The organism is Clostridium polynesiense, assembly GCF_000820705.1.
Taxonomy (GTDB): domain Bacteria; phylum Bacillota; class Clostridia; order Clostridiales; family Clostridiaceae; genus Clostridium_AA; species Clostridium_AA polynesiense.
The window spans coordinates 1-10,612 of sequence record NZ_CCXI01000144.1 but is presented as its reverse complement, the minus strand read 5'-3'; the positions used below and the strand labels follow the sequence as shown (position 1 = coordinate 10,612).

Sequence of the window (10,612 nt, the reverse complement as noted above, 5' to 3'; positions counted from 1 at the left end):
GAATGGTGACATTTTATTTAGCAAGGCTTGAAGCAGCAGTATAAGCAGATGACCATGCCCATTGAAGGTTAAAGCCTCCGCAGTCTCCATCTACATCAAGTATTTCTCCGCAGAAGTATAAGCCTTTAATAAGCTTAGATTCTAAGGTTTCCCCATTGACCTCAGAGGTATCGATGCCTCCTGCGGTAACCTGGGAGTTATTGAAGCCGTTGTGGCCAGTACAGATAAATTCCCATCTCTTAAGGCATTTGATTATGTTCTTTTTTTCCTCGTAGGTAAGATCTGCTGCGGCTTTGTGTATATTATCCACACCAGCTTCCTTCAGCATAAGAGGAATCATCTTTTTGTTTATTATACCTATAAAGGTATTGTAGACACTTCTGTGGCTTAAAAGGCCCCAATGGCTTTCAAGAAAGTCAAAAAGCTCTTCATCTTTGTATTGAGGCATCATATCAAGCTTTAAGGTTACTTTTTTTCTAGCGGCTAAGGACTTTGATGCTATACGGCTTATTTGAAGTATAGGAGGTCCGGAGATACCATAATCTGTAAACAATATTTCTCCAAACTCCTTTCTTTTTGCATTGTCCTCCACTAGAATTTCAGCAAAACCGTTAAATTTAATTCCGGATAAGCCCTTTAAATTTTTATTATCAAGTTTAAGCTGAACCAAAGCAGGAACCGGCTGAATAAGCTTATGTCCAAGTGATTTTGCAAGGCTGTAGCCGGAACCGTCGGAACCGGTGTTTGAAAGAGAATTTCCTCCACAGGCAATAATAAGTTTTCCACAGTTTAAAAAGGGAACTTCACTGTTATCTGTGGATATTTTAAAGCCCTTTAGATTGCTGTAAATAGTTTTTACTCTGGAATTTAAATACACCGGTATATTTCTATCCTCTGCAGCAAATCTTAAAATATCCAGTACAGAGGAGGCTTGAAGTGACATAGGATACATTTTTCCCTCTTCTAAGGTTAGTAAAGGAAGCCCCAGACCCTGAAAAAAGCTTATGGTGTCCTTTACTGTAAATTTAGACAGTGCAGCTTTAAAAAAGTCACCGTTTTCTGAATGATACCTGTCATAAGGAGCTTCTATATATTTATTGGTTAAATTGCATCTTCCGTTTCCTGTGGTAAGAATTTTTCTTCCTACTCTGTCTCCGGCTTCCACTAAAGCCACATCCAATCCGTAATCCTTAGCTATTATTGCCGACATAAGTCCTGAGGCTCCGGCTCCTACGATTATTACATCATGATATATCATCTTAAATCTCCTTTAAAATCAGATAAATTGTTTATAGTATTTTAAATAGGTACTGTTTTTCCTATCTTTATTCACATTAAAGCCTGCTCTAGTGCTTTTCACCAAGCTGCTGCTTATTTCTGCTGTTATGAGATCCTCCCTTTCAGAGGTCAGTGAAAGGGTTTCTCCTAAGGGACTGACTATTATGGAATCACCGCTATAGTACTGATTACTTAAGTCATAACCATAGGAATTGACGCCTGCTACAAAACACTGATTTTCAATAGCTCTGGCTTTGAGGAGAGTGAGCCAGTGATCTCTTCTTGATTGAGGCCAGGCAGAGGCTACTAAAAGCAGCTGAGACTTTTTAGAGGCAATTTGAAAAATCTCCGGAAATCTTAAATCGTAGCAGATAAAGGAACTCAAAACTATATTATCTATAACGGAAAAAGAAATATTATCTCCGGGAGATATCATAACATCTTCTTTACCTGGAGAGAAGGGGTGTATTTTATAATATTTATTGGCTATGAGGCCTTTAGGAGAAATTATTATATAAGAATTAAAATTTTTAGCTCCCATTTTTTCTACAGCTCCAAAGCCTATATATATGGAGTTCTCTTCTGCAGCCTTTTTAAAAAAGCTCAGGGTTTCCTCAAAGGTGATGAAGTTTTCTATTGCTGAGATATCAGAAGAAAAGCCTGTTAAGGTCATTTCCGGAAAAGCTATCAAAGTGCAGCTTTTATTTTTAGCTTCTTTTATTAATCGTATACAGCTTTCTTTATTTTCATTTATGCTGAACCAGGTTGTTTTTATCTGACCTAATCCTAATTTCATAACCAACATCCTTTACTTTTATATATATTTTATCATATAACTAATATTTCATAATTATTTATTGAAATACTTAAATTACTGTTAAATTTCAGTTTTTGAAGACAAGACTGCAAAAATATCACCACTTACAGCAAACTTAACATTATGTTAATATGGAATTTAATAGGAGTAATATATAATATAGTGAAATAAATATTATTAGGGTAGCTATATATTTGTTGCTCAAAAAAAATATGAGGTGATATAAATGAAGGCTTCAGAATTTTTAAATTATATGAACTGGGTAGTGGTAGGGGATGTTTTAAATCCTGAAAAATATGCACATAAAATATTAAAAAACCTGGAATCCTCAGGATATAAGGTAAGCGGAGTGCATCCAAAGTCAGAGGGTAATGAAGCATATAAATCTCTAGGTGATGTGCCTTACGATATTGAGATTCTTGATTTATGCATAAACCCTAAAGCCGGCATAAATATAATTAAAGAGGCTAAGGAAATAGGGGTTAAAAATGTGCTTATACAGCCTGGGGCTGAAAGCGAAGAAATACTGGAATACTGCAGGGAAAATAGCATTAATGCAGTAGAGGGCTGTGCACTTGTAGAATTAAGAAACAGAAAACAATCAGAAAATAAATAAAGTAATCCTATAGTGACATAATAATACTGTGTAATTTAATTTGCAGTATTAGGAGGGAAACTAATTGGATAACAATAAACACAGACATAAAGACAGACCAAAAAGCAATGCTGAAAAGAGAAAGATGTTTCCAAAGGACGGTGCAGATATAGGCATTGAAGACGGAAAGAAAATCGGAGGATATGCAAATAGCAAAGACAGAAGCGCCGTAGATGAAATAACCTATTAAAATCAAAGAAGTACGCAGGTATAAGGTTCTTATGTTTTGATGTTTTACTTTATATCTGTGTATTTTTTTGCAAAACATCATGCTATGCCTTTACTGACAGCTAAATATATAATGATTATATAATAAATCACCTTTAATAAGGGAAGTTTAAGGAAGTGAATTCTGTGGATTTTGAAAAAATGACTAACAATAGCGGGGTTGAGTATTTAGATATTTATGATGATAAGATGGTACATATAGGAAGAGCCCCTAGAACTGAGGTTCATAAAAAGGGATACTGGCATCTGGCATTTCAATGCTGGTTTATAAGGAAGGAAAAAGATAAAACCTATATAATATTTCAAAAGAGATGTCCCTCCAAAGATACTTACCCTAATCTTTTTGATACCTCTTCAGCAGGACATTTAAGTGCAGGTGAAAGCATTGAGGATGGAGTGAGGGAGCTTTACGAGGAGCTTGGAGCAGAGGTTAAATTTCAGGAGCTAATCCCTATGGGCATTATAAAGCAGCAGAAGGATGAAAAGGAGTTTAAAGATTATCAATTTGCCTGTCTATATCTTTATGAGAGCAATAAGCTTTTAAAGGATTATAAAATACAAAAAGAAGAAATAACAGGACTTATAGAGATTGATCTGGAAAGCTACAGGAAGCTTATAGAAGGTGAAATATCAGCTTTGAAAACAGAAGGGGTATATGTAGATAGTGATGGCTGTAATCATTTTAAGGAATATTCAGTTACCTATGAAGATTTAGTTCCCCATGGAAAGTATTATTACCATAAAGTATATGAAGAAATATTAAAATATAATAGTTAGTAAAAAAGAAAGGTAAACCAAGTTATTGCCGAGTAATTTACTATTTATGTAAAAGGAAGGCCCTTGGTTACATATTCCTGATATTTTTTTGAAAAAAGTTGTTGACACCTATTTAGATTTTGTGTATTATAGTCTATGTCGGGTCACCACGAAGGTGACTTTAGTCAAGGCCCCTTGGTCAAGCGGTTAAGACACCACCCTTTCACGGTGGTAACAGGAGTTCGATTCTCCTAGGGGTCACCATATATGGGAGCATAGCTCAGCTGGGAGAGCATCTGCCTTACAAGCAGAGGGTCACAGGTTCGATCCCTGTTGTTCCCACCATTAAAATTGGCTCAGTAGCTCAGTTGGTTAGAGTGCCGGCCTGTCACGCCGGAGGTCGAGGGTTCGAGCCCCTTCTGAGTCGCCATTTTAATTTAATAAGGCCCCTTGGTCAAGCGGTTAAGACACCACCCTTTCACGGTGGTAACAGGAGTTCGATTCTCCTAGGGGTCACCATATTATGGGAGCATAGCTCAGCTGGGAGAGCATCTGCCTTACAAGCAGAGGGTCACAGGTTCGATCCCTGTTGTTCCCACCATAATATTGGCTCAGTAGCTCAGTTGGTTAGAGTGCCGGCCTGTCACGCCGGAGGTCGAGGGTTCGAGCCCCTTCTGAGTCGCCAATTTGCTGGCATGGCTCAACGGTAGAGCAGCTGACTTGTAATCAGCAGGTTGTAGGTTCGATTCCTATTGCCAGCTCCAAAAATCTTGAATGATATCATTCAAGATTTTTTTGTTTATTTTATTTAAACTTATATAAAAATAGATAATATATACCGGGAGCAATGAAAATTACTCCCAGGTTTTCCATATTTCCGGCTGATAACCTACCGTTGCCTGCCTTCCGTTCCTGACAATAGGGGTTTTATAAAGCATAGGATTTTTCAAAAGTATTTCTTCCTTTACACTATCATTTATTATATTTTTAAGGTTAGACTTTGCATAATCCTTAGACTTTTCATTTATCAGAGCTTTAATCCCTACAGCTCCTTTTACGCTTTCAAGCTCTCTTTTACTTAAACCCTTCAAAGATAAATCTATATACTGATATTTAATTTTTCTTTCTTTAAAATATCTTTCTGCCTTTTTTGTATCAAAGCATTTGTTTACTCCAAAGATTTGTATATTCATAATTTACTCCTCTCCTCTCTCAGGATTCCTTTATATTATAAATTAATATAATTATAAACAAAAGTATATTAATTAATAGAGGAAGTTGTAGAATATTAGCTGCAGGCTATTATATAATAATACCTAAGCCGTTGTTTTGGGGGTGTTTTTTTGAAAAAATTTAACTTTAAAAGGCTTTTAAAATTTTTAGTTAATAGAGTGTTCATTACAGGTGTACTTTTAGCTATTCAGGTAGCATTATTTGTAATTATGCTTGCTGGCTTTCAGGAGTATTTTGTTTACTTTTATGCCATTTGTATAGTTTTAAGTTTATTAGTGGTTTTATATATAGTGAATGACAGAAGCAACCCAGGATACAAAATAGCCTGGATTATACTGGTGCTTATCGTTCCGGTTTTTGGAGGATTATTTTATTTACTTGTAAGCGGAAGCCTCATGAACAGAAGGGTTCACAAGAAGATGCATGTGGTGGAGGAAAGAATTAAAGCTGCCGCCAAGGCGGATAAAGAAATAATAAAGGAACTTTCTTATATAAGTGAAGATGCTGCAAATGAGGCAAGGTATATAAGCCGTTATGCATATTCACCCCTTCATAAGAATACCTATACAGAATATCTGCCTATGGGAGAAATTAAATTTCAAAAGCTTATAGAAGAGCTTAAAAAAGCAGAAAAGTTTATATTCATGGAATACTTCATTATAGAAGAAGGAATTATGTGGAACAGCATATTAGAGGTGCTTAAGGAAAAGGCATCACAGGGAGTGGATGTAAGGCTCATTTACGATGACATGGGCTGCATAATGACATTACCCTATGGTTATAATAGAAAACTAGAAGCTATGGGGATAAAATGCTGTATATTTAATCCTTTTAAGCCGGTAATCTCCTCCATATTAAACAATAGAGACCATAGAAAAATATGCGTTATAGATGGACATATTGGATTTACAGGGGGAATAAATCTTGCAGATGAATATATAAATGCCTATGAAAAGCATGGGCATTGGAAGGATGCAGCGCTGCTTATTAAAGGACCAGCGGTATGGAATTTAACCTCTATGTTTTTATCCATGTGGGAATATATAAAAGGAGTGGAGGAGGATTATGACCTGTATAAGCCAGAAGAGGAAAAGCTTAAAGCTATAAATTCCCAAGGTTTTGTACAGCCATACTGCGACAATCCTTTAGATAATGAACCTGTAGGAGAGACGGTATATCTTAATTTAATAAATAAAGCAAAAAGATATGTGTATATAAATACACCGTATTTAATTATAGATAATGAAATGGTAACCTCTTTGTGTATAGCAGCAAAAAGCGGAATTGATGTAAGGATAGTTACTCCCCATATAGAAGATAAGTGGTATGCTCACATGGTAACCAGAGCTTATTATCCTGTGCTGTTAGAATCGGGAGTTAAAATTTATGAATATACTCCTGGATTTATACATGCAAAGACCTTTGTGGTAGATGATGAATATGGGGTAGTAGGTACAGTAAATCTTGATTACAGAAGCCTTTATCTCCATTTTGAATGTGGTGCCTGGTTATACAAAACAGAAAGTGTGCTTCAGATTAAAGAAGATTATATCAAAACCCTGGAGCTGTGTCAGGAAATAAGCCTTGAGGAGTGCAGAAAAATTTCTCTTCCTGTAAGGTTTTTAAGGGCTTTATTAAGGGTTTTTGCTCCTCTTATGTAGGATGAAAATAACTCAGAGCTGGTGAAGAGCCGGAGTTTTCAAATGTTTATCTTCGTTATATGCAAAATAAAATGACACTTATGCATCCCTTTAGCGAGTACATAAGTGTCGTTTTTTCATACTTAATATATATTTTAATAAATATTAATTACTGCTGTCGGTGCAGAAAAAGTTGTTTATAGAATCTATGATTTCAATAGTTTTATCCTTAGGTTTTGTAAAGAGGCTTACCGTTACAAAAACTATTAAAGCAGCTATTAAGCCCCATAAGCCTGCCATAATTCCCAAGGGATTTTTAAACACAAAGGTAGTTAAAAGCATTATTCCTTCACCTATAATTATGCTCCATATAGCCCCCTGGGTTGAGGATCTTTTCCAGTATATACCTCCTATCATTGCAGGAGCAAGGGCAGCTACTCCTCCGTTAGCTAAAGCAAGTATATTACCAAGCATTCCAGGTTTTTGAAGTGCTACGATTACAGATAATATACCAAAGACTAAAGTTGCAATTTTAGCTACGGTATACTGCTTATACTCACTAGCTTCTTTGTTAACGTAGGTAGCATATATGTCTGTAGAAACCATGGTGCTGACAGCATGAAGCTGAGAATCTCCTGTGGACATTGAAGCTGCAAGGGCACCGGAAATAACCAGGGCAGCAAATACTATAGGAGTATATTTTAACAGCATTTCAGGAAATATTGTATCTGGAGCTGCTATATTTGGGAATAAAATGTTTCCGATAAAGCCTATAGCTGGTGTAAAAATATATATTGAAGTTAAATAAATTGAAGAAAATACCGATGACCATTTTAAAACTTTAAGGGATTTTCCTGAGAAGAATCTTAAAGTAACATGAGGGAACATCATCATTCCAATTGTGATTACCACCCATCGGGAGATCCAATCTGCATTGGTTACCAAACCAGTAGGTCCAGGCAGGGTGAAGTGCTGAGGTATTGCTTTTAAAGCTTCAGAGTATGCATTGGACACAGAGCCAAAGTTAGCAGATATAATCATATAAGAACCTATAACCATACCAATCCACATAAAAACGCCCTGAGCTGCATCGGTTATTGCAACGCCCTTCATTCCTCCCAGCCAAACCAGCACTATCATAATTAAGAAAAACATGATTGTTCCAAAGGTATAGCTGAGTTTTCCTCCGCTTATTACTTCAAATATGTAGCCGGAACCTATGGCCTGCATTGCAACATATGGAACTGTAAAGATAAGGGTAATAATTGTTACTAATAATCCCAGTTTCTTATCCTGGTATACATCGCTTATATATTGAGCCATGGAAATATAACCGTATTTTTTGCCGAGAAACCAAAAACGTCTGCCTATAATCCAGAAAAGTACTCCTGGGAAAACAGTCCATATTCCGTTTACCCACCAGCCTATTCCATTTGTATATACAAAGCCAGGTGCCCCTAAAAAAGCATAGGAGCTATGATAAGTAGCGCTGAAGGTAAGAGTTAAAACAAAAACTCCTAAAGAACCTCCTGCAGTAGCAAAATCCTTGATGTTCTTTTTGTCATGTTTTGATGCGTAAAAAGCGATTCCTAATAAAGAAAGAGTATATAAGAACAAAATAGTAAGGCCTGTATTCATAGAATTTACCTCCCCGAAAAATTCTCTTTAAAAATAATCAATAATCTTTTTTCCATCTTTTAATTGTTACGGCACCTATCAAGAAAGCTATTATTGCAATGAAGTACCATAATTGAAGCCAAAGATACATCGTTGGTCTGTTAAACATAATAGGATTATCAACAGCATAATTATTTACATAGTTGAGTATAGGGGGATTTACCATTATAAGTGACAGTAGAAGAATAGAATAAACAATTTTTTCTCCTGTGGTAATTTTCATAAAAATACCTCCTTAATTATCTTTTATCCCTGTAAATTTTTAATTACTTTAACGAGATTAGAAATAAGGTGATCGTGATATACTTTTCCTTTTTCAGAGGAAGATTTTGAAGGTTCTCCTGTAGTTCCTCCGGATTCAACCGCATGTTTTTTAGCATCCTCATATGTGCTTGGAACATAACATAAGGTGTCATTTGCGTAGGTTGGATCAACAGAATATAATTCCTTAGGCTTAATAGGATTATCCTTAGCCAGCTCAAGATGAACCATATCAGGATAACGATACATCATATGTGAGGTTTCTATTTCCTCTGAATGTCCTACGGGACCAAAACCTAAAACGTTTACAATATCCTTAGACATATAAGCAGGATCAAATATTTTAACAGTTACTCCTAATTCACGCTGCGCCTGTTCAGCAGTGAGCTGCATCCAAGTTATATTAACTATTCTATGACCGTTTATTAAAATAAACTTGTCCAAACCGTGTTCTTTTAATGAAGAAATTACATCATATAAATAATCAACTAAAACCTGAGGACGTATGGTTATAGTTCCTGGGAGAACCATATGATGTGGACTCCATCCAAACCAGAGGGGAGGAACAATAATGGCATTTGTTTCCTTAGCGGCATCTTCAGCTAAAGTAAGAGCTACATAACTGTCCGTACCAAGAGGCATATGGTAGCCGTGCTGTTCGATGCTTCCCACTGGAATAATAGCAACTCCTTTACTATCCTTGATAGCTTTTTCTGCTTCCTGCCAGCTTTTTTCATGCAACCAATTACTCATTTAAATCAACCTCCAAACTTTTTTATAATTATACTATATTTTTAAAATAAAAAATGTGTTGCAGAACACAAATTTTGGTGAAAAGCTTTACTGTATGGGTTATTATATAATTATAAGCTCTATAGGAATACAATAAAAAGAAGATTTTCTGTATATTAAGGAAAACGTTTAAAATTACTTAATGGAGGTTTTTAAAATGTATACAGAGCATGAGGTTGCATATAAAGATGTAATTCTTAAAGCTTTTAAAAATGAAGGTAAATTATTTAAATTCAATGCTGATTCCTATATTGAATTTGAGTTTAGAAAGCTGGATTATGTATACCTGATCACTAAAGGATGCGTGAAGCAGTATTTTATCGGCAACGGAGGGAATCTAAAAACACTGCTGCTGCTTTCAGAAGGAGATCTTTTTGGAGAGGTAACCATGATTCAGCAGGATTTCGACCGCGTAATCACGGAGACTATGGAATATACCGAGGTTATTAAGATAACTAAGGAAAGATTTTTTTATATCTTAGATAAAAACCCCGATACTTATTATTATATTATGGTAATGTTAACCTCTAAGATTAGAAAAATGATGGATCAAATTCATGACACATCCTTTTTTGATACAAAAGATAAGCTTATTTGTCTGTTTAATAGACTGGCTGTTCAGCAGGGAATTAAAACTGAAGAAGGTATTAAAATAAATATAAAGCTTACCCATCAGGAAATTGCTGATATGATCTCCTGTACAAGAAGCACTGCAACTAAAAAGATATGCGAGCTTCAGGAGGAGGGGTATATAAAGATTATTAACCGATGTATATATGTTTTAAAATAAATGGATTTATACTAGTATTACATATAATAAAAAAATAACCTCCCGGATAGGAGGTTATCTGCTTATTCTGGATAGATTTTTTTTAACTCTTATATCCTCTGAGTAGAGCTTAAAGAGGATAAAGTTACCAAAGAGCCTGGAGCTCAGCCTTTCTGTATAGGTCTTAGTAATCTGCTCTATGGTAAGATTAGTTGAAATAATCATCTTATGTCTTTTTAATAATTTTAAATTTAAAAAATTAAATAGTTCAGTTACATAATAATCATTGGATAATTCCGCCCCTAAATCATCGATTATAAGCAAATCGCAGTTTATCAGAAGCTCCTCTAATTCGTGGTTATTGTTGAATCTTATGTCTTTTAAATTTTTCATAAGATCTTCTGAGGTTCTGTAAACTACCAAATTACCGCTGTCTAAAAGCTCTTTAGCTATGCAATGAGATAAAAAAGTTTTTCCTGTGCCGGAATTTCCGTAAAACATTAAGT

General features: G+C 35.3%; 12 protein-coding genes and 7 tRNA genes. 12 read left to right on the top strand and 7 right to left on the bottom strand.

Going from position 1 to position 10,612, the window contains the following annotated elements; translation table 11 throughout:
- Positions 1-13: 13 nt before the first annotated feature.
- Complete coding sequence (locus TA89_RS15670; RefSeq protein ID WP_040214717.1) at positions 14-1,258, bottom strand: BaiN/RdsA family NAD(P)/FAD-dependent oxidoreductase; 1,245 nt, start codon at positions 1,256-1,258, stop codon at positions 14-16.
- Positions 1,259-1,276: 18 nt separating this feature from the next.
- A complete protein-coding gene (locus tag TA89_RS15665; RefSeq protein ID WP_040214716.1) occupies positions 1,277-2,074 on the bottom strand; it encodes a nitrilase-related carbon-nitrogen hydrolase in 798 nt (265 codons plus the stop codon).
- 247 nt (positions 2,075-2,321) lie between these two features.
- Between TA89_RS15665 and TA89_RS15660 the strand changes: the two genes are divergently transcribed.
- The 10 genes from TA89_RS15660 (at position 2,322) to TA89_RS15620 (ending at position 4,498) form a co-directional block, all read left to right on the top strand.
- Positions 2,322-2,711 (top strand): CoA-binding protein, encoded by a 390-nt coding sequence (locus TA89_RS15660; RefSeq protein ID WP_040214715.1) that lies wholly within the window; start codon positions 2,322-2,324, stop codon positions 2,709-2,711.
- Positions 2,712-2,775: 64 nt separating this feature from the next.
- Positions 2,776-2,940 (top strand): hypothetical protein, encoded by a 165-nt coding sequence (locus tag TA89_RS18665; RefSeq protein WP_187119323.1) that lies wholly within the window; start codon positions 2,776-2,778, stop codon positions 2,938-2,940.
- A 164-nt stretch (positions 2,941-3,104) separates the two neighbouring features.
- Positions 3,105-3,755, top strand: a complete 651-nt coding sequence (locus tag TA89_RS15655) for an NUDIX hydrolase (RefSeq protein WP_052447566.1) — start codon at positions 3,105-3,107, stop codon at positions 3,753-3,755.
- 168 nt (positions 3,756-3,923) lie between these two features.
- A tRNA-Glu gene (locus TA89_RS15650) sits at positions 3,924-3,998 on the top strand.
- A 5-nt stretch (positions 3,999-4,003) separates the two neighbouring features.
- Positions 4,004-4,079 (top strand) — tRNA-Val (locus TA89_RS15645).
- 8 nt (positions 4,080-4,087) lie between these two features.
- A tRNA-Asp gene (locus TA89_RS15640) sits at positions 4,088-4,164 on the top strand.
- A 14-nt stretch (positions 4,165-4,178) separates the two neighbouring features.
- A tRNA-Glu gene (locus TA89_RS15635) sits at positions 4,179-4,253 on the top strand.
- Positions 4,254-4,259: 6 nt separating this feature from the next.
- Positions 4,260-4,335 (top strand) — tRNA-Val (locus TA89_RS15630).
- A 7-nt stretch (positions 4,336-4,342) separates the two neighbouring features.
- Positions 4,343-4,419: transfer RNA gene (locus TA89_RS15625), tRNA-Asp, on the top strand.
- Positions 4,420-4,423: 4 nt separating this feature from the next.
- A tRNA-Thr gene (locus tag TA89_RS15620) sits at positions 4,424-4,498 on the top strand.
- Positions 4,499-4,588: 90 nt separating this feature from the next.
- Here the strand turns inward: TA89_RS15620 and TA89_RS15615 are convergent.
- Positions 4,589-4,927, bottom strand: a complete 339-nt coding sequence (locus TA89_RS15615) for an arsenate reductase family protein (RefSeq protein WP_040214714.1) — start codon at positions 4,925-4,927, stop codon at positions 4,589-4,591.
- A gap of 150 nt (positions 4,928-5,077) precedes the next feature.
- On the opposite strand from TA89_RS15615, the gene cls reads away from it, so the two are divergent.
- A complete protein-coding gene (gene cls, locus TA89_RS15610; RefSeq protein WP_040214713.1) occupies positions 5,078-6,628 on the top strand; it encodes a cardiolipin synthase in 1,551 nt (516 codons plus the stop codon).
- Positions 6,629-6,772: 144 nt separating this feature from the next.
- Here the strand turns inward: cls and TA89_RS15605 are convergent, their stop codons facing one another.
- From TA89_RS15605 to TA89_RS15595, 3 genes are read right to left on the bottom strand one after another with little or no spacing between them, the layout of a single operon-like run.
- On the bottom strand, positions 6,773-8,245 hold the full coding sequence (locus tag TA89_RS15605; RefSeq protein ID WP_052447565.1) for a sodium:solute symporter family protein: 1,473 nt from the start codon (positions 8,243-8,245) through the stop codon (positions 6,773-6,775).
- A 37-nt stretch (positions 8,246-8,282) separates the two neighbouring features.
- The gene (locus tag TA89_RS15600) at positions 8,283-8,507 is read right to left on the bottom strand and encodes a hypothetical protein (protein WP_052447564.1); all 225 of its coding nucleotides are present in this window, start codon (positions 8,505-8,507) and stop codon (positions 8,283-8,285) included.
- Positions 8,508-8,530: 23 nt separating this feature from the next.
- Positions 8,531-9,298 carry a creatininase family protein gene (locus TA89_RS15595; RefSeq protein WP_040214712.1) on the bottom strand — a complete coding sequence of 256 codons (768 nt, stop codon included), beginning with the start codon at positions 9,296-9,298 and terminating at the stop codon, positions 8,531-8,533.
- 196 nt (positions 9,299-9,494) lie between these two features.
- On the opposite strand from TA89_RS15595, the gene TA89_RS15590 reads away from it, so the two are divergent.
- Positions 9,495-10,127 (top strand): Crp/Fnr family transcriptional regulator, encoded by a 633-nt coding sequence (locus TA89_RS15590; protein WP_040214711.1) that lies wholly within the window; start codon positions 9,495-9,497, stop codon positions 10,125-10,127.
- 54 nt (positions 10,128-10,181) lie between these two features.
- Here TA89_RS15590 and TA89_RS15585 read toward each other — a convergent pair.
- Positions 10,182-10,612: DnaA ATPase domain-containing protein (locus TA89_RS15585; RefSeq protein WP_040214710.1), on the bottom strand; the 431-nt coding region annotated here is incomplete at its 5' end.

What these genes read in the sequence shown, in the direction of transcription:
- TA89_RS15615 (WP_040214714.1), bottom strand. Translation starts at nt 4,927, where the DNA reads ATGAATATACAAATCTTTGGAGTAAACAAATGCTTTGATACAAAAAAG.
- TA89_RS15600 (WP_052447564.1), bottom strand. Translation starts at nt 8,507, where the DNA reads ATGAAAATTACCACAGGAGAAAAAATTGTTTATTCTATTCTTCTACTG.
- TA89_RS15605 (WP_052447565.1), bottom strand. Translation starts at nt 8,245, where the DNA reads ATGAATACAGGCCTTACTATTTTGTTCTTATATACTCTTTCTTTATTA.
- TA89_RS15660 (WP_040214715.1), top strand. Translation starts at nt 2,322, where the DNA reads ATGAAGGCTTCAGAATTTTTAAATTATATGAACTGGGTAGTGGTAGGG.
- TA89_RS15595 (WP_040214712.1), bottom strand. Translation starts at nt 9,298, where the DNA reads ATGAGTAATTGGTTGCATGAAAAAAGCTGGCAGGAAGCAGAAAAAGCT.
- TA89_RS15665 (WP_040214716.1), bottom strand. Translation starts at nt 2,074, where the DNA reads ATGAAATTAGGATTAGGTCAGATAAAAACAACCTGGTTCAGCATAAAT.
- TA89_RS15590 (WP_040214711.1), top strand. Translation starts at nt 9,495, where the DNA reads ATGTATACAGAGCATGAGGTTGCATATAAAGATGTAATTCTTAAAGCT.
- TA89_RS15670 (WP_040214717.1), bottom strand. Translation starts at nt 1,258, where the DNA reads ATGATATATCATGATGTAATAATCGTAGGAGCCGGAGCCTCAGGACTT.